The sequence below is a fragment of the Dechloromonas sp. ARDL1 genome, assembly GCF_051122455.1.
Taxonomy (GTDB): domain Bacteria; phylum Pseudomonadota; class Gammaproteobacteria; order Burkholderiales; family Rhodocyclaceae; genus Azonexus.
The window spans coordinates 1,135,813-1,158,438 of sequence record NZ_CP168939.1; the positions used below are offsets into that span (position 1 = coordinate 1,135,813).

22 protein-coding genes, 1 tRNA gene and 2 pseudogenes are annotated in these 22,626 nt (G+C 62.9%); 15 read left to right on the top strand and 10 right to left on the bottom strand.

The window, feature by feature from the left end; genetic code table 11:
- From AB6Q56_RS05555 to AB6Q56_RS05585, 7 genes are all read right to left on the bottom strand, one after another.
- A complete protein-coding gene (locus AB6Q56_RS05555; protein ID WP_434516111.1) occupies window positions 1–327 on the bottom strand; it encodes an AzlD domain-containing protein in 327 nt (108 codons plus the stop codon).
- On the bottom strand, window positions 324–1,043 hold the full coding sequence (locus AB6Q56_RS05560) for an AzlC family ABC transporter permease (RefSeq protein WP_434516112.1): 720 nt from the start codon (window positions 1,041–1,043) through the stop codon (window positions 324–326). The genes AB6Q56_RS05555 and AB6Q56_RS05560 overlap by 4 nt, the downstream gene beginning before the upstream one ends.
- Window positions 1,044–1,085: 42 nt before the next feature.
- Complete coding sequence (locus tag AB6Q56_RS05565; protein ID WP_434516113.1) at window positions 1,086–2,318, bottom strand: uracil-xanthine permease family protein; 1,233 nt, start codon at window positions 2,316–2,318, stop codon at window positions 1,086–1,088.
- Window positions 2,318–2,950, bottom strand: a complete 633-nt coding sequence (upp, locus tag AB6Q56_RS05570; RefSeq protein WP_434516114.1) for a uracil phosphoribosyltransferase — start codon at window positions 2,948–2,950, stop codon at window positions 2,318–2,320. The genes AB6Q56_RS05565 and upp overlap by 1 nt, the downstream gene beginning before the upstream one ends.
- Window positions 2,951–3,051: 101 nt before the next feature.
- Window positions 3,052–3,543, bottom strand: a complete 492-nt coding sequence (locus AB6Q56_RS05575; RefSeq protein ID WP_434516115.1) for a flavodoxin family protein — start codon at window positions 3,541–3,543, stop codon at window positions 3,052–3,054.
- 29 nt (window positions 3,544–3,572) lie between these two features.
- Complete coding sequence (locus AB6Q56_RS05580) at window positions 3,573–3,983, bottom strand: FKBP-type peptidyl-prolyl cis-trans isomerase (protein ID WP_434516116.1); 411 nt, start codon at window positions 3,981–3,983, stop codon at window positions 3,573–3,575.
- Between the two features lie 39 nt (window positions 3,984–4,022).
- Complete coding sequence (locus tag AB6Q56_RS05585) at window positions 4,023–4,418, bottom strand: hypothetical protein (protein WP_434516117.1); 396 nt, start codon at window positions 4,416–4,418, stop codon at window positions 4,023–4,025.
- A 129-nt stretch (window positions 4,419–4,547) separates the two neighbouring features.
- On the opposite strand from AB6Q56_RS05585, the gene AB6Q56_RS05590 reads away from it, so the two are divergent.
- From AB6Q56_RS05590 to def, 4 genes are all read left to right on the top strand, one after another.
- Complete coding sequence (locus tag AB6Q56_RS05590; protein WP_434516118.1) at window positions 4,548–5,795, top strand: threonine/serine ThrE exporter family protein; 1,248 nt, start codon at window positions 4,548–4,550, stop codon at window positions 5,793–5,795.
- Window positions 5,792–6,481 (top strand): 2'-5' RNA ligase family protein, encoded by a 690-nt coding sequence (locus AB6Q56_RS05595; protein ID WP_434516119.1) that lies wholly within the window; start codon window positions 5,792–5,794, stop codon window positions 6,479–6,481. Before AB6Q56_RS05590 ends, AB6Q56_RS05595 begins: the two co-directional genes overlap by 4 nt.
- A gap of 114 nt (window positions 6,482–6,595) precedes the next feature.
- Window positions 6,596–7,885, top strand: a complete 1,290-nt coding sequence (locus AB6Q56_RS05600; RefSeq protein WP_434517135.1) for a malonyl-CoA decarboxylase — start codon at window positions 6,596–6,598, stop codon at window positions 7,883–7,885.
- 60 nt (window positions 7,886–7,945) lie between these two features.
- Window positions 7,946–8,467, top strand: a complete 522-nt coding sequence (gene def / locus AB6Q56_RS05605) for a peptide deformylase (protein ID WP_434516120.1) — start codon at window positions 7,946–7,948, stop codon at window positions 8,465–8,467.
- Window positions 8,468–8,497: 30 nt separating this feature from the next.
- Here the strand turns inward: def and AB6Q56_RS05610 are convergent, their stop codons facing one another.
- Window positions 8,498–9,379 (bottom strand): DMT family transporter, encoded by an 882-nt coding sequence (locus tag AB6Q56_RS05610; protein ID WP_434516121.1) that lies wholly within the window; start codon window positions 9,377–9,379, stop codon window positions 8,498–8,500.
- A 167-nt stretch (window positions 9,380–9,546) separates the two neighbouring features.
- On the opposite strand from AB6Q56_RS05610, the gene AB6Q56_RS05615 reads away from it, so the two are divergent.
- The 8 genes from AB6Q56_RS05615 to AB6Q56_RS05650 all read left to right on the top strand — a co-directional run bounded on the left by AB6Q56_RS05615 (window position 9,547) and on the right by AB6Q56_RS05650 (window position 16,244).
- Window positions 9,547–11,463 (top strand): ATP-dependent DNA helicase, encoded by a 1,917-nt coding sequence (locus AB6Q56_RS05615; protein ID WP_434516122.1) that lies wholly within the window; start codon window positions 9,547–9,549, stop codon window positions 11,461–11,463.
- 4 nt (window positions 11,464–11,467) lie between these two features.
- Window positions 11,468–12,589: a hypothetical protein gene (locus tag AB6Q56_RS05620; RefSeq protein ID WP_434516123.1), complete on the top strand. Its 1,122-nt coding sequence runs from the start codon at window positions 11,468–11,470 to the stop codon at window positions 12,587–12,589.
- A 17-nt stretch (window positions 12,590–12,606) separates the two neighbouring features.
- Window positions 12,607–13,113 (top strand): molybdopterin-guanine dinucleotide biosynthesis protein B, encoded by a 507-nt coding sequence (gene mobB / locus AB6Q56_RS05625; protein ID WP_434516124.1) that lies wholly within the window; start codon window positions 12,607–12,609, stop codon window positions 13,111–13,113.
- Window positions 13,107–14,315, top strand: coding sequence for a molybdopterin molybdotransferase MoeA (locus tag AB6Q56_RS05630; RefSeq protein WP_434516125.1), 1,209 nt, complete (start codon window positions 13,107–13,109; stop codon window positions 14,313–14,315). The genes mobB and AB6Q56_RS05630 overlap by 7 nt, the downstream gene beginning before the upstream one ends.
- A complete protein-coding gene (gene moaD / locus AB6Q56_RS05635) occupies window positions 14,312–14,560 on the top strand; it encodes a molybdopterin converting factor subunit 1 (protein ID WP_434516126.1) in 249 nt (82 codons plus the stop codon). The genes AB6Q56_RS05630 and moaD overlap by 4 nt, the downstream gene beginning before the upstream one ends.
- Window positions 14,561–14,574: 14 nt before the next feature.
- A complete protein-coding gene (ylqF, locus tag AB6Q56_RS05640) occupies window positions 14,575–15,474 on the top strand; it encodes a ribosome biogenesis GTPase YlqF (RefSeq protein ID WP_434516127.1) in 900 nt (299 codons plus the stop codon).
- Between the two features lie 101 nt (window positions 15,475–15,575).
- Window positions 15,576–15,651: transfer RNA gene (locus tag AB6Q56_RS05645), tRNA-Asn, on the top strand.
- A 137-nt stretch (window positions 15,652–15,788) separates the two neighbouring features.
- Window positions 15,789–16,244: a hypothetical protein gene (locus AB6Q56_RS05650; RefSeq protein ID WP_434516128.1), complete on the top strand. Its 456-nt coding sequence runs from the start codon at window positions 15,789–15,791 to the stop codon at window positions 16,242–16,244.
- A gap of 22 nt (window positions 16,245–16,266) precedes the next feature.
- On the opposite strand, the pseudogene AB6Q56_RS05655 reads toward AB6Q56_RS05650, so the two are convergent.
- A pseudogene (locus tag AB6Q56_RS05655) lies at window positions 16,267–16,854 on the bottom strand (IS3 family transposase); the annotation flags it as partial.
- Between the two features lie 90 nt (window positions 16,855–16,944).
- Between AB6Q56_RS05655 and AB6Q56_RS05660 the strand changes: the two are divergent.
- A protein-coding gene (locus AB6Q56_RS05660) for an IS3 family transposase (RefSeq protein ID WP_374755713.1) occupies window positions 16,945–18,071 on the top strand; the annotation gives its coding sequence in 2 pieces (ribosomal slippage) (window positions 16,945–17,203 and window positions 17,203–18,071; 1,128 coding nt in all).
- Between the two features lie 60 nt (window positions 18,072–18,131).
- Here AB6Q56_RS05660 and AB6Q56_RS05665 read toward each other — a convergent pair.
- Window positions 18,132–18,664, bottom strand: a pseudogene (locus AB6Q56_RS05665) (transposase); the annotation flags it as partial.
- Window positions 18,665–18,731: 67 nt separating this feature from the next.
- Here AB6Q56_RS05665 and AB6Q56_RS05670 point away from each other — a divergent pair.
- Both AB6Q56_RS05670 and AB6Q56_RS05675 read left to right on the top strand, forming a co-directional pair.
- Window positions 18,732–19,454 (top strand): ABC transporter substrate-binding protein, encoded by a 723-nt coding sequence (locus AB6Q56_RS05670; RefSeq protein ID WP_434516129.1) that lies wholly within the window; start codon window positions 18,732–18,734, stop codon window positions 19,452–19,454.
- Window positions 19,455–19,467: 13 nt separating this feature from the next.
- On the top strand, window positions 19,468–22,605 hold the full coding sequence (locus tag AB6Q56_RS05675; RefSeq protein WP_434516130.1) for a PAS domain S-box protein: 3,138 nt from the start codon (window positions 19,468–19,470) through the stop codon (window positions 22,603–22,605).
- Window positions 22,606–22,626 lie beyond the last annotated feature (21 nt).

Sequence of the window (22,626 nt, forward strand, 5' to 3'; positions counted from 1 at the left end):
TCAACCGGGGAGAAGCGCCTTCAGCCCGAGCAGCACTGCCATGCCGACGATGAACGGCAGCCAGGGATTACGCCAGCGGATGGCGACGAGAATGGCGGCGATGGCAGCGGCGAGTTTGGGGTTGATCGGCTCGACGCTACCGCCAACCAGCAGAACGTCGGGCACGACGATGGCGGCCAGCGCGGCGGCCGGGGCGTAGCGCAGCGCGCGCTGCAGCGTCGGCGGCAGGTTGAAGCGGTTGCCGAGGACGATGAAGCTGGCGCGGGGCAGGGTGGTCGCCAGCCCGAGCACGATGAAGATCAGCCACAGCGAGATATCGTCGTTCATGCGGCCTTCTTTTCCTGCCAGTGTTCGGCGGCAAAGCCGGCGGCGATGCCGATGACGATGGCGGTGACGACGCCCAGGCGTAGCGGCATGCCGCGCAGGAGCACGGCGCTGCCGCCGCCGACGAGGGCAGCGACGAGCATGGGCCGCGACTTTGCCATCGGTACCAGCAGCACGATCAGCGCGATGGTCGCCATGAACTCCAGCGACCAGCTTTTCGGGATGACGCCAGCGGCGAAGATGCCGGCCAGCGTGAAGGTCTGCCACAGCAGCCAGGACCAGACGCCGGTTATCAGGTAGAAACCGAGGCGCCAGCGTGGGTCGTCGACCTGCATCAGCTTGTCGTAACAGACGGCGAAGCTGCCATCGGTCAGGAAGTGCCCGCACAGCCAACGCCAGCCAGTACCGATGCCGCGAAACCCCGGGGCGATGCCGGCGCTGAAAATGAGAAAACGCAGGTTGAGCGCCAGCCCGGTGGCGAGGATCAGCCACAGCGGGGCGTGATCGACGATCAGCGGTAGTGTGCCGAGCTGGGCGGTGCCGGCGAAGACGATGATATTCATGCCCATCGCCTCGATGGGCGTGAAACCGGCGCTGGTCATCGCCATGCCGACGACCAGCGCCCAGGGGATCAGCCCGACGGATACCGGCAGGAAGGCGACGAAGCCTTCCTGCACACCGGCAGCGAAGCCGCGGCGCTCAAAATCGGAAGACTGCATGGAGGACTGGTCGGGTGTTCAAGAGCGGAGGGTGGCAATAAGTCAGTGCGCATCAGATGATTTGGGCAGCAGGAAGTTCAACGCTACCGCCAGCACGCCGCACAGGCTGATGCCCTGCAGCGAGAAACTGCCGATATGCACACCCAGTCCGCCGATGCCGGTGACCAGCGTGACCGAGACGATGCACAGGTTGCGCGGGCTGGCCAGATCGACCTTGGCATCCATCAGCGTCTTCAGGCCGATGCCGGCGATGGAGCCGAAGAGCAGGACCATGATGCCGCCCATGACCGGCAGCGGGATAGTCTGCAGCAGGGCACCGAACTTGCCGACGAAGGCCATCAGGATGGCGAAGCCGGCCGCCCAGGTCATGATCGCCGGGTTGTAATTCTTGGTCAGCATCACCGCGCCGGTGACTTCGCCGTAGGTGGTCACCGGCGGGCCGCCGAACAGGCCGACGACGTTGACGGCCAGCCCGTCGCCGAGCAGCGTGCGGTGCAGGCCGGGGCTTTCGGTGTAGTCCTTGCCAGCCACCGAGCCGATGGCGAGGATGCCGCCGACGTGCTCGACGATGGGGGCAATGGCGACCGGGATCATGAACAGGATGGCGGCCAGGTTGAATTCCGGCTTGCCGAATTCCGGCAGGGCGATCCAGGCGGCGGCGCTGACCTTGCCGAAATCGACGATGCCGGCAAACAGGGATGCCACATAGCCGACGGCAACGCCGACCAGGATCGGCACCAGCTTGAGCAGGCCCTTGGCGCGGATGGCGGTGAGCATGGTTGCCAGCAGCGAGATGGCGGCAATGGCGATGGCCGTTTCGTAAGGCACGACCTGCGCCTCACCGGCCTTGCCGGTCGCCATGTTGACGGCGACCTGGGCGAGGCCGAGGCCGATGACCATGACCACCGGGCCGATGACGACCGGCGGCAGCAGGCGGTGGATGAAATCGACGCCACGCCATTTCACCAGCCCGGCCGCGACGTAATAGAAGAAGCTGGCGGCGGCCAGTGCGCCGAGCGTGGCCGGCATGCCCCAGGTCTGTACCGAGTAGATCACCGGGGCGATGAAGGCGAAGCTGGAGCCGAGGTAGATCGGCACCTGCCGCTTGGTGCATAGCTGGAAGATCAGCGTGCCGACCCCGGCGCCGAGCAGCGCCAGGCTGGGGTTGAGGCCGGTGAGCAGCGGCACCAGTACGGTGGCGCCGAAGGCGACGAAAAGAATCTGCGCGCCGGACAGCGCGGTACGCCAGGTCGGCTCGTGGGCGTATGTACTCATCAAGCCTCCTTGGTGCCAAAAATCTTGTCGCCAGCGTCGCCTAGGCCGGGGATGATGTAGCCGACTTCGTTGAGATGGCTGTCGATGGCTGCCGTATAGAGCTGCACGTCCGGATGGGCGGCTTCGAGCGCCTTGATGCCTTCCGGCGCTGCGACCAGCACCAGCGCCTTGATGTGCTTGCAGCCGTTGCGCTTGAGCATGTCGATGGTGGCGATCAGCGAGCCGCCGGTGGCCAGCATCGGGTCGATGATCATCGCCAGGCGCTCGTCGAGCTGGCCGACGAAACGCTCGAAGTAAGGCTCGGGCATCAGCGTGTCGTGGTTGCGGGCGATGCCGACAACGCTGACCTTGGCGTTGGGGATCAGGTCGAGCACACCGTCGAGCATGCCGAGGCCGGCGCGCAGGATGGGGACGACGGTGACCTTCTTGCCCTTGATCTGGTCGATCTCGACTGGGCCGGCCCAGCCAGCGATGGTGGTCTTTTCCAGTTCGAAATCGGCGCAGGCTTCATAGCTGAGCAGGCGGGCGACCTCGGCCGTCAGTTCGCGGAATTTCTTGGTGCTGATGTCGCCTTCGCGCATCAGGCCGATCTTGTGCTTGACGAGGGGGTGCTGCAGTTCGATGACGGGCATGGCGGTTCCCGGGCAGAAAATGATCGCGCGAGCTTAGCCGATTCGTCTGGTCCTGCCTATGCGGGAAATCGACAGGTGAAGTATTTCCGGGCGCTGGCGGCTCAGAAGATTCCCAGCGCCAGGCCGGCGGCGATGGTGCAGCCGAGTTCGGCGCAGCGTGCCAGTTCATCGGCGGCGATGTGCTTGGGGGCGAGGATGGCCTGCGGCGTCTGGGCGTGGGTGCACACGACGAGCGGCGGCGCCACCGGCTTGAGGCGCCAGCCGGTAGCGATGCGCTCGATCTGCCGGGCGGCGCCGGCGCCATCGCTGCCGGCGCAGATCAGCGTGGCATAGGGCCGGCCGTTTACGCGGTCGAGTGCCGCATAGTAGGTCCGGTCGAAGAAGTCCTTGAGCATCCCGGCCATGCCGGCGAGGTTTTCCGGCGTTGCGAAGATGAATCCGTCGGCCGCCAGCACGTCGTCCGCCGTCGTCTCCACCGCCTTGCTTAGACGCACGGCGATGCCGGCTTCGGCGCCGGCGGCATCGGCGGCGGCACGGGCCATCTGCAGCGTGCCGCCGGTGTGCGTGTGGTAGACGATCAGCAGGGTTTTCACGGAGCGGATGTCTTCCTTCGACAGGTCAATCAGCGCACGATCTTCAGCAGTTCGACCTCGAAGGTCAGCGTGGCGTTCGGCGGCACGGCCGAACCGGCGCCACGGCTGCCGTAGGCGATTTCCGGCGGGCAGGTGAGCTTGGCCTTGCCGCCCTCGCGCATCTTGGCGACGCCCTCGGTCCAGCACGGAATGACGCGGTTGAGCGGGAAGGTCGCCGGCTCGCCGCGCTTGTAGGAGCTGTCGAATTCGCGGCCGTCGGCCAGCGTGCCACGGTAATGAACCTGGACGTTGGACTGGGCGGTCGGCTGGGCACCGGTGCCGTCCTTCAGTGATTCATAGACCAGCCCGCTGGGCGAGCGTTCGGCGGGGCCGGCAAGCGCGGAGCAGGCGGAGAGGGCGATCAGGCTGCCGATGGCGAAGGTATGCAGGGTGTGCTTCATGGGTTTCTTTCGTGAGTGGTTCATGTTGTGGTGGGCAGGTCAGGGTTTGCCGGTGACGGCAAGATGATCGACGAACATCACGCTCGGAAATGTCCGTTTCAGCAGCTTGCTGTAGAAATTGCTCATGGTTGCGCCATCTTCATAGCGCACCGTGCTGCCGACCTTGATTTCGCTCTTCTGGATGGCGACCCACTGTTTCTCCTTGCTGCCCTTGCGGGCGATTTCGAGATAGCTGAATTCGTTGGCGTGGATCACGTCGAGCACCTTGCCTTCGTTCGGAAGGTCGGCGGCGCGCGGCGGCTTTTCCGGCACGAGCAGGTCGCTGGCCTGTGCTGGCGTCGGGTGGCCGGCAGGCGGGGCTGCGTATAGCGGCAGCGCGAAGGCGGCAGCGAGCAGCCAGCCGTAGCGGCAAAGCTTGCGAAATGGGCGGGGCATGGGCGACTCCGTGGTTGATGCGGACGCACGTTTTAACACGCCCGGAGGTCGGCTGGATATCCCCCGTCGTGCCGAAAAAGGGAATCGGTTAGAGTGTGGCCCCGATTGGCTTCCTTTTCGTACCCGACCATGCCTTCGTTCGACGATCAATCCCTTGCCCGGCTGTCCGCATTTTTACGCGATCTGGGTTTGGCCTTGCATGTCAGCGGGGCGCCGGCACATGACCTGGAACTCAGCCTGAACACCATAGGCGCACGGCTCGGCGTGCGGGTCGAAGGCTTTGCCGTGCTCACCTTCCTGGCGCTGACCGTGGTCGCCGGCGACGGTACGCGGCGGGTCGAGATGCTCCGCCTGCCGCCTTACGATTTCAACATGGCGCGCCTGATCGCCTTGCAATCGTTAAGCCGCGACATCGTGTCGGCGGACGCGATCGACGCCTACGCGGCCCGTCTCGACGACATCATGCGCCAGCCGTCGCCCTGGTCGGGTTGGGCCATGGCGGCGATGGGCTTCCTGCTCTCCGGGGCGGTCGCGCTGCTGCTGCGGGGCGGCTGGGTGGAGATGCTGTGCGGCGGCTTCATCGGCGTGCTGTTCGTTGGCGGCTATGTCGGTTTTTCCCGCTACCCGCGGCTGGCGCCCGCGGTGCCAGTCATCCTGAGCGCCCTGGCGGCTTTCCTGGCACAGGTGCTGGCCCTGTTCTTTCCGCAGCAGGTACCTTTTGTCTCGGCCGTGGCCGGCATTGTCTTCCTGCTGCCCGGTTTCATGCTGACGGTAGCCATGTCGGAACTGGCGACCCGGAACTACCTGGCCGGCACCGGCCGTCTGACCGGTGCCTTTGTCCTGCTCTTCCTGCTGGGCGCCGGGCTGGCCATCGGCACCCAGGTGGCGCTGGCCAGTCTGCCGGTGCAGACACCGGGGGTGCCGCTACCGCTCGCACCCTGGGCAATCTGGCTGGCCATCGCCGCGCTCGGAGTCTCCCTGCTCGCCGTGTTGCAGGCGCCTGCTTCCTCGGCGCATATTTCGGTCGGTGCCTGCCTGTTGGCCTGGGCTGTGTTTTCGCTGCTCGACGCCCGCATGGGCAGCGTGGTCGCCGCCTTTGCAGCCGTCCTGGCGGTGGCCTGTGCTGGCCATCTTTATCAACACCTCACCCAGCGGCCGGCGGCACTCGTCCAGATACCGGGCCTGATCACGCTGGTGCCCGGCAGCATGGGCTTTCGCGGCTTGCACGCGCTGATGCAGCAAGACAGTGTTGCCGGCATCGGCTTGATTACCGAGATGGTCATCACCGGTGCCGTACTGGCGGTGGGCTTGCTGCTGGCCGACAACATCATGCCGGTGCTGTTCGAACGCCCGGGCGCTGAGCGGGAAGTGCGTTGATACCCGAGGCGCGGACGCAGCCCAGCATCCGCCGGGACTTTGTCGAATGGCATCGCGGGCGGCAGCCGTACGTGTTCTGGGCGCTCGATGTCGATGTGCCGGCCGTTGCCGACGACGTGGCCCGCCATGCCCGCCTGCTGGGCGATGCCTTGCTCGAAGGCTATTGCCGGCAGCCGCATGTCACGCTCGATGTGTGCGGTTTCCCGTCCCGCCGGCCGCTGTACGACGACGAATTCGGTCCCGCGCTGCTGGCCCGCCAACTGGCCGCCTTGCGGCTTGCCCGACCGGAGCCGTTTTCCATCGAGATCGGCGAAGCGGATAGCTTTCTCTCGGCCCCCTACCTGACGGTGCGGGATACGGAAGGCGGGATTGGCGCTTTGCGCCGATGCCTGGCGATCGACGGCGCACACCGTTTGTTCGGGGACTATGTGCCGCATGTGACGATCGGCCTGTACGCCCGATCCTTGCTGTTTTCCGAGCTCCGGGCGCGCCTGCTCGCCGGACGCTGCGACGGGCTGGTTTTCCCCGTGGCGCGGCTGTCGCTGATGGGGTATGCGCCGGCCGAAATCGGCGGGCGGCTCGACCGTCTTGCCGATTACGAGCTGGCAGCGTGCGATTGGCGCTGGTGTGACGCGGCGCCGCTCGATGCGCTGGATTTTCTCCGGGCAGGCGCTCCTGAATCCTGACGGCTTCATGCGGATCGTTGCCTGGCGCTGATTTTCGGCGGCGCTTGGGGCAAAATGGCCGTAAGGAGGTGAATCATGGTGGCTGGAAACCTGGTCGACAAGCTGCGCTCCCTGATGGGGGGCGGTGCTGAACGTATCGCCCTGACCGCGCGGGGCGTCGAGCAATTGCGCGCGCAGTTGCGCGAATGCGCCGAAGGACTTGGCGGCGAGGTGTCGGCGCGCAGCCGGGCGGCGCGTCTGGCGGAAACCTACCTGCGCCTGAACGACGAAGGGCGGCAGCGCTTCCTGAAACTGATTGCCCTCGAATTCGGCCCCGATCCGGCCAAGGTAGCCAGCGCGCACAAGGATTACCAGAAGGCGGTCGGCACGCCCGAGCAGTGGAAGGCCGAGGCCGCCTTGCGCGGTGCCATGCGCTCGTCGCGCATCCGCATCCTGACCCAGTTCAACGCCATGCCGCAGGGCGTCAAGTTCCTCGTCGACCTCCGCGCCGACCTGCTGGGCTACCTGGAAAAGGACAGGGAACTGGCGGTACTCGACCGCGAGCTGGAGTCGCGCCTGTCGGCCTGGTTCGACGTCGGTTTCCTCGAACTGCAGCGCATCACCTGGAATTCGCCGGCATCCTTGCTGGAGAAACTGATCGCGTACGAAGCGGTACATGAAATTCGCTCATGGACCGACCTGAAGAATCGCCTCGATTCCGACCGCCGCCTGTATGCCTTCTTCCACCCGCGCATGCCGGCCGAGCCGCTGATCTTCGTCGAGGTGGCGCTGACCGATCATCTCGCCGATAACGTCCAGGCGCTGCTCGACGAGAGCGCCCCGGTGTTCGACAACCGCAAGGCCGATACGGCGATCTTCTATTCCATTTCCAACACCCAGGTCGGGTTGCGCGGCGTGTCCTTCGGCAACTTCCTGCTCAAGCGGGTGATCGACGACTTGAAGCGCGATTTTCCCAAGCTGGCCAATTTTGCCACGCTGTCGCCGATGCCCGGCCTGGCGGCCTGGGTGCGCAGGAACCCGCAGGTGCTTGCCGAGGCCGGGGTTGAACGCTCGCTCGATGAATTGTCGAATGGCGCCTGGGCGCAGGACAAGAAGCAGGTGCGCAGCCTGCGCGATCCGCTCGCTCGCTTGGCAGCCCGCTATCTGGCGGCGGCCAAGCAGGGTGGCGCCGAGAGCGGGCCGCCGCTCGACCCGGTGTCGCGCTTCCACCTCGGCAACGGCGCCCGCATCGAGCGGCTGAACTACCTTGGCGACAGCTCGCCCAAGGGTTTCCGGCAATCTTTCGGCCTGATGGTCAATTACCTGTACAGCCCGGAAGAAATCGAGACCAATCTCGAAGCCTTCGCCGGGCAGGGGGCCATCGCCATGTCGGCCGCGGTGCGCCGCCTGGTCAGGGCCAAGTAAGCGGCGACCGGCCGGTCGCCGCTACAATCGCCGCTTGAGTTTGCCGACGAGGAAGAAACAATGGCTGTTCGCGACATCCTGCGCATGGGCGATCCGCGCCTGCTGATACCGGCGGAACCGGTTGCCGCATTCGATACGCCGGAACTGCACGCCCTGATCGCCGACATGATGGACACGATGGCGGCGGCCGGCGGCGTCGGTCTCGCCGCTCCGCAGATCGGCGTTGGCCTGCAACTGGTGATTTTCGGCTTCGAACACAGCGTGCGTTACCCGGATGCACCGGCCGTGCCGTTGACCGTGCTGATCAATCCGAGCATCGAGCCGCTGGGTAGCGACGAGGTCGCGGCCTGGGAAGGCTGCCTGTCGGTGCCCGGCCTGCGCGGCGAAGTCGCTCGTCCCGACCGCATCCGCTACAGCGGCTACGACCCGCTGGGGAATCGGATCGAGCGCGAGGTCGACGGCTTTCACGCCCGGGTCGTCCAGCACGAGTGCGACCACCTCAACGGCATTCTCTACCCGATGCGCGTGCGCGATTTCTCGCGTTTCGGCTTTACCGACGTGCTCTTTCCGGAATTGGGCTAGCGGTACGCAGCCCTGTTCGAGACGTGTCGCTCATGGCGAAGGTTTGCTGAACAGCGCGAGTGCGACGATCCCCGCAATCATGAAGGCGGTCCCGATCAGCCGCGACGGGAGCAGGGCTTCGCGCAACAGTCGCGTGCCCAAATAAACGCCGACCAACATCGACAGCTCGCGCATCGGCGCGACATAGCTGAGCGGGGCGCGCTGGACGGCGAAAAGGACGAGCAGATAGGCCAGCGGCGACAGTAGGCCGACGGCGATGATGTAGCGCCGGCTGCGCAGCCATTCAGTGCGTAGCGCCGGCATGTTGCGCAGTGCCTGCGGCGCGAGGATGACGGTGCGCAGGCCAAGGCACAGCACGTAGAAAAGAAGCGGAGAGAGGCCAAGTACCTTGATCGCCCAGCCGTCGATGACCGTATAGGCCGCGATGCACAGGCCGGTCAGCGAGCCCCAGAATAGTCCGGCGCGGGCGCGCTCCGTCGCGGCACGGTGAATGCGGTGGGCGCCGGAGATCAGGAAGATTCCCGCCAGTAGCGCCAAAATGCCGATCCAGCCGGCCTGATTGGGCATTTCGCCGAGCAGGGCGATGGCTGCCGTAACCGAGAAAAGCGGGCCGGTGCCGCGTGCCAGCGGATAGACGACCGAGAAGTCGCTGTTGCGATAACCTTGCTGCAGCACCAGCGAGTAGACGGCATGCATCAACGCACTCCCGGCAATGGCTGCCCAGGCAAGCCATGTCAGCGGCAGCGGATTCTCGTGCCAGGCCCAGACGGCGAAGGGCAGGGCCGCCGTACTGGCGACCACGCCGAACAGGAAAACGAAAGGCAGGCCGCCAGAGGCCTTCTTGGCGAGCAGGTTCCACGCGGCGTGGCACAAGGCGCCGGTGATGACGAGAATCAGGGCAATCGAATCCACGGAACGGGGGGGGACAAGGCAAAAACGGCAGCGTAGCAAATCGCGCGCTGCGCGGCATCCGGAGAAATGTGGCGGGCGCTGCCCGGTATGATCGCGGAAACGCTGGAAAGGCCGTTCCGCACGAGGCCATCTGCTAGAATTGCGCCTGATTTTTCCGGTCTTTTTCCTTGTCCTCCGTTCCCGAAATCTTCTCGCCCGACGGGCCTTTTGCCCGCGCCATTGGCGGCTATCGCGTCCGCCAGCAGCAGGTCGACATGGCCGAGCGTATTGCCGCCGCCATCCATGGCAACTCGGTCTTCATCGCCGAGGCGGGTACCGGCACGGGCAAGACCTTCGCCTACCTCGTTCCGGCCCTCAAGTCGAACGGCAAGGTGATCGTGTCCACCGGTACCAAGACCTTGCAGGATCAGTTGTTCAACAAGGACCTGCCGATGGTCCGCGACATCCTCAAGGCGCCGGTCAAGATCGCGCTGCTCAAGGGGCGCGCCAACTACGTCTGTCCCTATCATCTGAACCGGGCACTGGCCGACGGCCGCTTCCTGAGCAAGGAGGACGCCCGCCGCATCTCGGTCTTCGCCAAGACCACGCAGACCGGCGACAAGGCCGAGTGCTTCGAGGTCAACGAAAACTCCCCGGTGTGGAACAGCGCCACCTCGACGCGCGACAACTGCCTGGGGCAGGACTGCCCGGACTACAAGGAATGTTTCGTGATGGCGGCGCGCAAGGAGGCGATGGCGGCCGACCTGGTGGTGGTCAATCACCACCTCTTCTTCGCCGACGTCATGCTGCGCGACGAGGGCATGGCCGAACTGCTGCCGGCCTGCAACACGGTCATCTTCGACGAGGCGCACCAGTTGCCGGAAGTGGCAACGCTGTTCTTCGGCGATAGCGTGTCGACGGCACAGGTTGTCGATCTGGCGCGCGACGCCAAGGCCGAGGGCCTGACCAGCGCCCGCGACTGTCTCGACATCCAGAGCGGCGCCAAGGCCATGGAAAAGGCGGCGCGCGACCTGCGCCTGTCGGTCGGCGTCGATGCCGGCCGTTTTTCCTACGAGCAGTTGCAGGAGCGGCCGGAATTCGCCCCCGCGTTGAAGCTGCTCGACGAGGAAGTCGCCAAGTTCGCCGCCATCCTCGAAACCCAGGCGCAGCGTGCCGAGGGTATCGAGAAGTGTTGGCAACGCGCGCTGGAGTTGCAACAGCGCCTCGCCCAGTGGCAGAACCTGGCCGATCTTGGCACCGTGCGCTGGGGCGAGGCCTTCACGCAATCGCTGCAGTTGAACTCGACGCCGCTCAAGGTTGCCGACATTTTCCGCAAGCAGATGGGCGGCCATCCGCGTGCCTGGATCTTCACCTCGGCGACGCTGGCGGTGCAGGGCAAATTCCACCACTACTGTGCCGAACTCGGCCTCGGCGACCCGGATTCCGCCTGCTGGCACAGCCCCTTCGATTACGATAAGCAGGCCGTACTCTATGCCCCGCTCGGCATGCCCGACCCGAATGCCTGGAACTACACCGACACCGTGGTCGAGGCGGCTTGGCCGGCGGTCAAGGCGGCCAAGGGTGGCGCCTTCTTCCTGTGCACTAGCCTGCGCGCCATGCGCCGCACGCATGAGCTGCTCAAGGCCAAGATCGAGGACGAGGGGCTGGACATCCCGCTGCTGGTCCAGGGCGAGGGCAGCAAGAACGACCTGCTGCAACGCTTCCGCAACCACGGTGCGTCCATCCTGGTCGGCAGCCAGAGCTTCTGGGAAGGCGTCGATGTGCGCGGCGAGGCCCTGTCGCTGGTCGTCATCGACAAGATTCCCTTCGCACCGCCCGATGATCCGGTACTGTCGGCGCGCATCGAGCAGATGAAGCGCGAGGGCCGCAACGCCTTCATCGAATACCAGCTGCCGCGCGCCGTGATCAACGTCAAGCAGGGCGCCGGCCGGCTGATTCGCGACGAGAACGACAAGGGTGTGCTGATGATCTGCGATCCCCGACTCATATCAAAGCCCTACGGCCGCAAGGTCTGGCAAAGTCTGCCGCCGATGAAGCGCACCCGCGAACTGCAGGTCGTGCTCGATTTCTTCGCCAATCGCTGAGGCCATGAAAAATACTTTCGACCAACTGCGCGAACGCCAGCCCCAATTTTTTTCAGGCGCCGCCGTCGCCATTCCCGCTAAGGCCATGCAGGCCATGGCCGGGCTGATCGCCGCCATCGAGTCGGTGATCGCGCTGCCGGCTTATCGGGCGCATGCGCTGGCCCAGGCACCGGAAATCGCCCGCCTGCCGGGCAAGGCACGCGGTGCCTTCATGGGCTACGACTTCCATCTGACCGAGGCCGGGCCCAAGCTCATCGAAATCAACACCAACGCCGGCGGCGGCCTGCTCAACGCCTACCTGCTGGCTGAACATGGGCAGGCGGACGAGGGCGCGCGGGGGCGTGATGAGTTCGTCGCCATGTTCCGCGAGGAGTGGCACCTGGAGCGGGGCGATGCGCCGTTGCGCCGAATCGCCATCGTCGACGAAAACCCCGCCGGGCAATTTCTGGCGCCGGAGTTCGCGCTGTTCAAGGAACTGTTCGAGGAACATGGCATCGCCGCCGTGGTCTGCGACCCGGCCGAACTGGCCTTCGATGGCGAAACGCTGCATCACAATGGCCAGGCGGTCGATCTCATCTACAACCGCCTGACCGATTTCGCCCTCGACGCGACGGAAAACGCCGTTATTCGTAGCGCTTTCGAGCAGGGCAAGGTCGTGCTGACGCCCAATCCACAGGCACACGCCCTCTACGCCGACAAGCGCAACCTGATGCAGCTCTCCGACGAGACGGCATTGTCGGCTCTGGGCGTTGACGCAGCTACCCGCCAGACCTTGCTGGCCGGCATCCCGCAAACGGTGGCGGTGACGCCCGATCAGGGCGAGCGTTTCTGGGCTGAGCGCAAACGCTGGTTCTTCAAGCCGCCGGCCGGTTTCGGCAGCCGTGCCGCCTATCGCGGCGACAAGCTGACCCGGCGCGTGTTCGAGGATGTCCTGCACGGCGGCTACATTGCCCAAGAAATCGCTCCGCCATCGGAGCACGCGGTCGGCGACGCGACCATGAAGGCGGACATCCGCTGCTACGTCTACAACGGCCATATCCAGCTGGTCGCCGCCCGGCTGTACCAGGGACAGACCACGAATTTCCGGACGCCCGGCGGCGGATTTGCCCCGGTCTTCACCGCTTGAACGAGTAAAATCCCGCCATGAAAGTATTTGGCATCGCCGGCTATTCCGGCTCCGGCAAGACGACCTTGCTGGAAAAGCTCATTCCCCAGCTGACCGCTCGCGGCCTCAAGGTCTCGGTGATCAAGCACGCCCACCACGGCTTCGACATCGACCGGCCGGGCAAGGATTCCTACCGCCACCGCGAGGCCGGCGCCAACGAGGTGCTGCTCTCCTGCGGCGACCGCTGGGCGTTGATGCACGAGCGGCGCGATGAGCCGGAACCGACGCTCGCCGAACTGCTCGGCCACCTGTCGCCCTGCGACCTGGTGCTGATCGAGGGTTTCAAGCAGGAACCGGTGCCCAAGCTGGAGGTCTATCGGCCTGAAAACGGCAAGCCGCCGCTCTTTTCGGAGCGCCCGGATATTGTTGCCATCGCCACCGATGCCGACCTCGCCACCGATCTGCCGAAACTGCCCTTGAGCGACTACGCGGCCATTGCCGATTTCGTCATGAATACCATGCAACTGCAGGAACGCCCATGCTGACCTACGAACAAACCCTGGAAAAACTGCTGGCCGCCGCACGTCCGGTCGAGGAAGTCCGCCGTGTGCCACTGCTCGCCGCAGCCGGTCGCGTGCTGGCCATCGCCCAGCAGTCGACCGTTGCCGTGCCGCCGCTCGATAATTCGGCAATGGACGGCTACGCTGTACGTACCGCCGACATTTCGGCAGTCGGCGTTTGTCTTCCGGTCAGCCAGCGTATTCCGGCCGGCACGGTTGGCACGACACTGCAGCCTGGAACGGCCGCCCGTATATTTACCGGCGCACCGATTCCGGCCGGAGCCGATGCGGTGGTGATGCAGGAGTTGTGCGAACACGGCGAGGGCGGCGTGGTGGTCAACCATGTGCCGCGTAGCGGCGAAAATATCCGCCGTGCCGGAGAAGACATTGCCGTCGGCAGCGAAATCCTGCAGGCCGGCCTCAAGCTGCGTCCACAGGATATTGCCTTGGCCGCCTCGGCCGGTCTTCCCGAGTTGCCCGTCTACCGGCGCATCCGCGTCGGCGTATTCTTTACTGGCGACGAACTGGTGCAGCCGGGCGAGCCCTTGCCGCCGGGGGGCATCTACAACTCCAACCGCTATGCGCTGCGCACACTACTCGAAGGCATGGGCTGCGAAGTGCGCGATCTGGGGGCGGTCGAGGACACGCTCGAAGCGACCCGCGATGCCCTGCGTCGTGCTGCGGCCGACAACGATCTGGTCATCACCAGCGGTGGTGTCTCGGTTGGCGAGGAGGATCATGTCAAACCGGCCGTCGAAGCGGAGGGGGCGCTCGATATGTGGAAAATCGCCATCAAGCCGGGCAAGCCGCTGGCTTTTGGCGAAATCCGCAAGGAAGGCGGAAACGCCTGGTTTGTCGGCCTGCCCGGAAACCCAGTGTCGGCCTTCGTTACCTGTCTGATGGTGGTTCGTCCTTTCATTCTTCGCCTGCAGGGAATGAGCCGGGTCATGCCGCGACTGCTCAGCCTGCCGAGTGCGTCGGTATGGACCAGACCCGATAGCGCGCGACTCGAGTTCCTGCGCGCCAGCATCAACGACGCCGGTGCCGTCGAGATCTATCGTAATCAGGGCTCGGCGGTCGTGACATCGCTCTGCGTCAGTGATGGCCTCGTACTCAATCCGCCAGGCAAGCATATTGCGGTAGGTGATACCCTGAGTTTTGTTCCGTTTGCGGAGTTGCTGGCATGAGTATCAGGATCCTGTATTTTGCCGGGCTCAAGGAAAAGCTCGGGATGCCGGGCGAAAGCATCGATATCCCGGCTGGCGTGGCAACGGTTGGCGCCTTGCGCGACTGGCTGGTCGGGCAGGGGCGAGAGGCCCTGGGTACGGCCAAGAATTTGCGCTGTGCCGTCAATCAGGACATGGCCGGACTCGATGCATCGATCAAGGATGGCGACGAAATCGCCTTCTTCCCGCCGGTGACCGGCGGCTAACTCCAGGAACAACAATGTCCATCCAATGGTATCCGGGGCACATGACCTCGGCCCGCAAGAAGGCGGGCGAGACGCTGGCCGTGGCCGACGTGGTCGTCGAGGTGCTCGACGCCCGCCTGCCGCAGGCGAGCAGCAACCCGATGATCCACGAACTGCGCAACTTCCGTCAGCGCCCCTGTCTCAAGCTGCTCAACAAAGCCGACCTGGCCGACCCGGAAGCGACCAAGGCCTGGCTGGCGTATTTCGACGCACAGCCCAACGTCAAGGCCGTCGCCATCTCGTGCAAGAAACCGGGCGACGTGGCCAGGATTCCGTCGCTCGCCCAGAAGCTGGCCCCACACCGCAACGATGCCGTCAAACCGCTGCGCCTGATGATCATGGGCATCCCCAACGTCGGCAAATCGACCTTGATGAACGCGCTGGTCAAAAAGAAGGTCGCGGCTGTGGGCGACCAGCCTGCCGTCACCAAGAGCCAACAGCGTATCGACATCAGCAACCGCCTGACCCTGTACGACACTCCGGGCATGTTGTGGCCGAAGATCGACCATCCCATCGATGGCCTGATGCTCGCCGCGAGCCATGCCGTGGGCGTCAATGCCTACATTGGCGAGGATGTCGCGACCTGGCTGGCCGGCTACCTGCTCGAACATTACCCGGCCCTGCTCAAGACGCGCTACGGCTTCGCCATTGACGACATGGATGCCGTGGCCGTCCTCGAAGGCGTCGCCAAAAAGCGCGGCTGCATCATCAAGGGACGCGGTGGCGAGCTCGACCTGGAAAAGGCTTCTGGCATCCTGCTCACCGATTACCGTAGCGGCAGCCTCGGCCGCATCAGCCTGGAAACGCCTGCCTTGCGCGCCCTGCGTGCCGAGTCGTTGGCCAGGCAAGCGCCCGTGGAGCCGGAAGAGGAGTGAGTTTCGGCTGATTCGCGCTTCAAGATGCTTGCCATTGCGCCATCTCGAAAGTTTTGTATATAATGCGCGCCCTGTCGTCAGTAATTGCCGACTATACCGATTCCCCGATAGCTCAGTCGGTAGAGCGCCGGACTGTTAATCCGTAGGTCCCTGGTTCGAGCCCAGGTCGGGGAGCCAAAGAATCAAGCGAAAAGCCCAGCCAAGTTGGTTGGGCTTTTTGCTTTTCTAGCCGCCCACCTAATCAGAAGGTTTCGAAACTCGCATGCATACGTCGTTTTTTGGGCTGACGTATGCCATCGGAATGGTTTTGCTGCTTGTTCAATGCCTTGCATGGCTGTAATCTGCTAAAAATTACAGCGGGGGCGGACATGACTGTTTTTGGTAATGGCTGGCGGTTTGTCGTGATCGTGATGGTTGTGTTGTTTTCGCCGTGCTCGCAGACCGCCGAGTCTTATGTCGACAAATATGGCCTGACCAGGAATTCGCCACCCATCGACGTGGGGGTACAGCCGCTTGGGGTGCCTTCCGGTGTCTTGAGTTCGGTCATGCGGCGGGATGGGATTCTGCTCGAGAAGCTCAAGGGCATGGGCAACCCGTTGTTGACTTATCCTTTTCAGCGCGGGGCGGACATGTTGCCTGCGTTGGCCGACGGTCGTCTTGATGCCGCATTTCTGGGCGACATGCCGACCCTGCTTGCTGCGGCGGCCGGTAATGTGTTGATCGTCGGCTTGGTTGAGGTGCCCCCGGTTTTAGTGCCAAGGGCGTTTTAGTAAAAGTCCTTGGGTTGTACCGTTAAAGACATTCTTCGGCGGCTGGCTGGGCAGAGGTGGTTGCCCGATGCTCGGCCGCGAACTCTGCCGGGGTTTGATAATTCAATGCGCTGTGCGGCCGATGCTGGTTGTAGTCCCGGCGCCAGGCGGCGATCAGGATACGAGCCTGTGGCAAGCTCGTAAACCAATAGTCATTCAGGCACTCATCTCGGAAGCGTCCGTTGAAGCTCTCGATGAACGCGTTCTGCGTGGGTTTCCCGGCCTGGATCAGTTTGAGCTGAACGCCATGCTGGCAGGCCCACTGGTCGAGCGCTTTGCCGGTAAATTCTGGTCCCTGGTCAGTTCGAATGGCCTTGGGGTAGCCCCGGAAGCGAGCCGCCTGATCAAGAACACGCGTAACGTAATGGCCTGAAATGCCGAAGTCGACCGCGAGATCGATGGCCTCCTTGCTGAAATCATCGACGATGGTCAGCACCTTGATCCGGCGGCCATTGGCCAGCGCGTCACTGACAAAATCCATCGACCAAACTTGGTTGGGCTCGGTAGGGCGTTCCAGTGCCTGCCGCTCAACAGCCACACCATGTCGCTTTTTGCGGCGCCGAACTGACAGACAGAGGTGGTTCCGCGAATCCGGACATCGAGTTAAGTGAAATCTCTGCTTCAATGGGCGATGGAAATCGCCTGCCTAGGAGCAGAAGCAATGAGAAGACCCCGCCGTAACCACACAGCCGCCTTCAAGGCCAAAGTGGCGATTGCCGCCCTCAAGGGCGATGAGACGCTGGCTGCGTTAGCAGAGAAGTTTGACGTTCATCCGAATCAGATTACGCAATGGAAGACACAATTGCTCGAGAACGCCTCGGGTGTCTTTGCGACGGCTGCCGAGAAGCAGGCGGCCACGCCGGACCTGAAGGATTTGCATGCAAAGATAGGCCAGCAGGCGTTGGAGATTGATTTTTTGGCCGTCGCGCTCGGTCGCATCGGCGATGCGAGCGCAAAACGATGATCGACAAGGCCCACGATCTGCCTGTCGTCAGGCAAGTCCAGTTACTTGAGCTTTCGCGTTCTTCTGTCTATTACCAGCCGCAGCCCACATCCGAAATCGATTTGATGCTGATGCGGCGGATTGATGAACTGCACCTGGAGCATCCCTTTGCCGGTGCGCGGATGTTGCGCGATATGCTCAAGCTCGAAGGCCATGAAATCGGTCGCAAACATGTCGGTACGCTGATGAAGAAGCTCGATATCCAGGCCATCTACCGCAAGGCCAACACCAGTCGGCGCAACCAGGCACACCGCATCTATCCCTACCTGCTGCGCGGCCTTGCCATCGAGCGTCCGAATCAGGTCTGGGCCATGGATACGACCTACATCCCGATGCGCCGGGGCTTCGTCTATCTGAGCGCGGTGCTTGATTGGGCAACCCGTCGGGTGCTGAGTTGGCGCCTGTCGAACAGCCTGACGGCTGATCCCTGCGTCGATGCTCTGGAAGAGGCCATCATGAAGTATGGCCGACCGGAAATCATGAACACAGACCAGGGCAGCCAATTCACCAGTTCGGCCTTCATTGGCTTGCTTCAGGAGCACAGCATTCAGGTCAGCATGGATGGCAAGGGCTGCTGGCGCGATAACGTATTCGTCGAACGCCTCTGGAAATCGGTCAAGTACGAGGAGATTTACCTGCACGGCTACGACACCGTTTCCGAGGTCCGACAGGCGCTGGCCCGCTACTTCGATTTTTACAATCGTCGTCGCCCGCACTCAACGCTTGACGGGCAAACCCCGGATACGGCTTACTTCAACCAGCCGCTGCTCGCCGCAGCGGCTTAACCCGCAGAGAACTCACTTAAGAAAACCAAATTTCTGTCCAACTGCGCGGGGCCACCTCTGACCGGCATCACTGTAGAGCCGATAAATCCGTTTGTGATTGGCTCGAACGCCCTCTCGCCGAACCAGCGCATGCAAGCGGCGATAGCCGAACCGGCGGCGCTCGCCGGCCAGTTCGACCAGCCTGGCTTGCAACTGCTCGTTCTCCGGCTGCGCCTTCGATACGTAATGCAGGACCGTGCGTGACAAACCCACCAGCTGGCAGGCACGGCGTTGGGAAATTGCTGTCGCTTTCCGCATCACCATGACTGACTCACGCTTTTGCTGGGGGCTCAGCGCTTTCGGCCCAAGGCCGCTTTGAGAGCTTCGGCATCAAGGATCGATTCGGCCAGTAGGCGTTTGAGCTTGGCGTTCTCGGCTTCCAGTTCCTTCAGGCGCTTCGCATCCGGAACTGACATGCCGCCGAATTTCGCCCGCCAGTTGTAGAACGAGGCGTCACTGAAGCCGTGTTGCCGGCACAGTTCCTTGATCGCCACGCCGGCTTCCGCCTGCTGCAAAAAACCGATGATCTGCTCTTCTGAAAACCGCTTCTTCAAGTCCATTCTCCTTCTCGAAAACGGACTTTACTAAATTGCCGGTGGCACTGATTACGGGGGGCACCTCATGGTCAAGCAATCACCGACTGCGATCGTGGCGCGCGGAGGCGCGCAGGTCGGTGCGTTGGCCGGCAAGCGTATCGCTTATGTCGAGGCTTCCAGCGCGCATCAGACATTGTTGCAGGGTTTGTCTTCCGCCGGTTTGTCGGAAAAGGATGTCAGGCTGGTGCCGATGCGTGTCGATGAAATGCCTGGGGCGCTGGCGCGCGGCGAGATCGAAGCGTTTGCAGCCTGGGAGCCGGCACCATCCGTCGCGCTGGCTAATAGTGAGGCCAATCGTATTGTTTTTCGCGGGTCCAGTACTGACTATTTCGTGATTTCCCGCGAGGTTGGCAAGCGCTCCCCGCAGGCGGTCAATAGCTTGGTTGCCGCCTATGTTCGTGCCATCGAGTGGTTAAGGCTCTCCCTGCGCAATCAGGAGAAGGCGGCGCAGTGGGTCAAGGACGACGCCGAGGCTTTTTCCGGGAAGAAGAATGGTATTTCCCCGGCGCAGATTGCCGCCATCACCCGCCGGGAGCTGTTGAATATTCCTTCGGCGCCGCGCATCATCGTCAATCCGCGCGCCCAACCGCCGTTGAAGAGCGAATTCGATTTCCTGAAGGGATTGGGTAAATTATCGGCCGATGCGAGTTGGGCCAATGTCGAATCGGCCATGGGCAACGATATTCTCGTCAACGTTTTGACCGATACGCGCCTCTTCGAAACGGGACGTTTCGATTATCCGGAGTGACGAGCGCGTCCAGATGAAACACTCCTTCTCGGTACGCATCACACGATACTTCGGCGCGTTGTTTGTCGTGGTGATGGGTTGCATCATGGCGCTGTGGTATTTCGGATTGCCTTCGCTCGGCATGAACGGTGCAGGTACGCAGCGTTTGAACGAGGCTAGTCGGTTGCTGGAAATTTCCGCGGATCATGCGCAGAGAAGCTTCGGCAACAGGCTGACAGAGCGACGTGGCGACATGCTGGTGCTGTCGGAGAGTCTTATCCTGGCACGGCAGTTCGAGCAGGACCCAAATAATCTTCAGGCAAATGTCAGCCGGCTGTTCGAGCGGCTGCAGCGCGCTTATCCGGATAGCTACGTCGAGTTGTATGCGATTGATCCGGCCAGCCTGAAGATAGTTGGTTCCGGCACCGGCAAGGAACTGGACGAAGCTTTCTTTGATCCGGAGCTTGCCCGCTCGGTCGCTCAGGTGGGTATTAGCGAATTGATTGATCAGATAACGTGGAACGGGCGCAGCCATCTGATCATCATGCGCCAGGTGCGCGGCGTGCACGCCGATGGGCTGACCAGAGGGAAGCCGGTCGGCATCATGGTCGCCATTCTCGATGCCGCTCATTTTATTTCCGTCAATGGAGAAACAGTTTCGACCCTGCATGGCAGCGAGACCATCGTGCTCGATAGCCAAGGGAGGGTTATCGTTCAAGGCAGCCGGCACGCAGGGCTGGTCGAGGCGCTTTCCCGCGTGGCCCCGGGATTCGAGGGCAGTCTTACGCTGATCGATGCGAATGGAAACGACTATCTGGCGGCATTCAGGTTTCTACCGCTCAGCGGAACTCAGGGCAACACGCTGGTGATGATCCAGAGCAAGGCGGAGGCGCTGGAGGGTTTGAGGGGAGGGGTGATCAATCTGGGCATGGCCGGGTTGATACTGAGTCTTGGTGCTCTACTTCTGGTGCGGATAGTGGCGCAACGAATGGCGGCACCCATCGCCCAGCTGGCGACGGACGCACATCGACTCGGTGGTGGGGAGCTGACGGTACGCACCAACGTCAATTCCGGCGAGACCGCCGAGATACATCAATTGTCGTCGGCATTCAATCAGATGGCGGAGGCGATTCAGCGCTCTCATGCCTCGCTCGAAGACAGAATTCTGGAACGTACGCAGGCGCTGCAGCGCGAGCGCGATAACGCGCAGCGTTACCTGGATGTCGTCGATGTGTTGATCGTTGCCCAGGACGTCGATGGGCATATCGCGATGATCAACCGCAAAGGAGCCCAGATGCTGGGGCTGTCGGCAGCAGACTTGATCGGGATGGACTGGTTTGATCACTTTCTGGTCGGCGAGCAAAGGACAGCAGCGCGTTCGGACTTCGTCCAACGGATTTCCGGTAATTGCGCCCTGCTCGAGCAATACGAAAATACGATTGTCGACAGCCGGGGCAGGGAAATTCTGGTTGCCTGGCGTAGTGTCGTGCTGCGTGGCGAATCGGGGGAGGTTGTCGGTGCGTTGTCGTCAGGCGAGGACATCACTGCGCGGCGGGTAGCCGAGGAAGCTTTGCGGGAGAGCGAGCAGCATTTCCGCACCCTGGCCAACAGCGGTGCTGCGCTGATTTGGACGTCGACACCTGACAAGTTGTGCGATTACTTCAACGATCCCTGGTTGCGCTTTACCGGCCGAACGCTCGAGCAGGAGCTCGGGTATGGCTGGGCGGAAGGGGTTCACCCCGAGGACTACCAGCGCTGTGTCGATATCTATGTCACGCACTTCGATCAGCGGTTGCCGTTTACGATGGAGTATCGCCTGCGGCATGCCGATGGCGGTTATCGCTGGCTGGCGGATCTGGGGAGTCCGCGTTTCAATAGCCGGGGGGAATTCATCGGCTATATCGGGTATTGCTACGACATTACCGAGCAAAAGGCTGCTAGTGAGGAATTGGAGCGCTACCGGCATCATTTGGAGCGTCTGGTCGAGGAGCGGACAGCCGAACTGGTTCGCGCCAAGGATACGGCCGAATCGGCCAGCCGCGCCAAGAGCACCTTCCTAACCAATATGAGCCACGAACTGCGCACGCCACTCAACGGCATCATGGGCATGATTACGCTCGCCAGGTCGCACATGATCGATGCCGTTGGCAAGGAGCAGTTGGACAAGGCGAAGGCTGCCGCCGACCATCTGCTGCGGGTGATTGGCGATATCCTCGATATTTCGAAGATCGAGGCCGAGCGCATGACTCTGGAGCGGGTCGATTTCAAACTGATGCCGGTGTTCGAGAACCTAGTCAGTCTGGTCGGCCACAAAGCAAGGGGCAAGGGGTTGGAGATGCTGACTCAAATGCCGACCGAGCTTTCCGGGCAAGTCTTGCTGGGCGACCCACTGCGCCTGGGGCAAGTCCTGATCAATCTCTCCGGGAATGCAGTCAAATTCACCGAGCACGGCACGATCACCATCAGCGTTGCCATACTTGAAAACACATCCGCCGACATGCTGCTGCGTTTCGCGGTCCGGGATTCTGGGATCGGCATCTCCGAAGCGGAGATGGGGCGGTTGTTCTCCGCCTTCCAGCAGGCGGATAGTTCAATGACAAGGCTGTATGGCGGCACCGGGCTGGGGCTTGCGATCAGCCAGCATCTGGTCAACCTGATGGGGGGGCGGATCGAGGTCGAGAGCACGCCGGGAAAGGGGAGCGTATTCTGGTTTACGGTCCGCTTTCCCAAAGGCAGCGAGATGCCGCAAATAAGTCGTCGCAGCGAGGCGTCAGCCCTCGATCGTCTACGGCGCGGTTTTTCGGGTAGTGTCGTGCTGCTGGCCGAGGACGAACCGATCAATCAGGAAGTCGCCAGGATACTGCTCGAAGAGGCAGGAATGCTGGTGGAAATCGCCGAAGATGGCCGGCAGACCGTCGATATGGCTGAAAGGCGCCCTTACGCGGCGATTCTGATGGACATGCAGATGCCGAACATGAGTGGCGTGGAGGCAGCGATCGCGATTCGCGAGCGGGGTGGCAAGATGCCTATCGTTGCCATGACGGCCAACGCCTTCGCCGAGGACCGTGCGCAATGCCTGGAGGCGGGCATGAATGATTTTCTGACCAAACCGGTCGATCCGGAACACCTCTACGAAGTGCTGCTGAAGTGGATGGCTACCGATCTGGCGTAGCGAGCCAGGCGAAATGCCCGG

Coding starts and splice junctions, on each gene's coding strand:
- AB6Q56_RS05555 (WP_434516111.1), bottom strand. CDS start 327: ATGAACGACGATATCTCGCTGTGGCTGATCTTCATCGTGCTCGGGCTG.
- AB6Q56_RS05560 (WP_434516112.1), bottom strand. CDS start 1,043: ATGCAGTCTTCCGATTTTGAGCGCCGCGGCTTCGCTGCCGGTGTGCAG.
- AB6Q56_RS05565 (WP_434516113.1), bottom strand. CDS start 2,318: ATGAGTACATACGCCCACGAGCCGACCTGGCGTACCGCGCTGTCCGGC.
- upp (WP_434516114.1), bottom strand. CDS start 2,950: ATGCCCGTCATCGAACTGCAGCACCCCCTCGTCAAGCACAAGATCGGC.
- AB6Q56_RS05580 (WP_434516116.1), bottom strand. CDS start 3,983: ATGAAGCACACCCTGCATACCTTCGCCATCGGCAGCCTGATCGCCCTC.
- AB6Q56_RS05585 (WP_434516117.1), bottom strand. CDS start 4,418: ATGCCCCGCCCATTTCGCAAGCTTTGCCGCTACGGCTGGCTGCTCGCT.
- AB6Q56_RS05590 (WP_434516118.1), top strand. CDS start 4,548: ATGCCTTCGTTCGACGATCAATCCCTTGCCCGGCTGTCCGCATTTTTA.
- AB6Q56_RS05600 (WP_434517135.1), top strand. CDS start 6,596: ATGGGGGGCGGTGCTGAACGTATCGCCCTGACCGCGCGGGGCGTCGAG.
- def (WP_434516120.1), top strand. CDS start 7,946: ATGGCTGTTCGCGACATCCTGCGCATGGGCGATCCGCGCCTGCTGATA.
- AB6Q56_RS05620 (WP_434516123.1), top strand. CDS start 11,468: ATGAAAAATACTTTCGACCAACTGCGCGAACGCCAGCCCCAATTTTTT.
- mobB (WP_434516124.1), top strand. CDS start 12,607: ATGAAAGTATTTGGCATCGCCGGCTATTCCGGCTCCGGCAAGACGACC.
- AB6Q56_RS05630 (WP_434516125.1), top strand. CDS start 13,107: ATGCTGACCTACGAACAAACCCTGGAAAAACTGCTGGCCGCCGCACGT.
- moaD (WP_434516126.1), top strand. CDS start 14,312: ATGAGTATCAGGATCCTGTATTTTGCCGGGCTCAAGGAAAAGCTCGGG.
- ylqF (WP_434516127.1), top strand. CDS start 14,575: ATGTCCATCCAATGGTATCCGGGGCACATGACCTCGGCCCGCAAGAAG.
- AB6Q56_RS05670 (WP_434516129.1), top strand. CDS start 18,732: ATGGTCAAGCAATCACCGACTGCGATCGTGGCGCGCGGAGGCGCGCAG.
- AB6Q56_RS05675 (WP_434516130.1), top strand. CDS start 19,468: ATGAAACACTCCTTCTCGGTACGCATCACACGATACTTCGGCGCGTTG.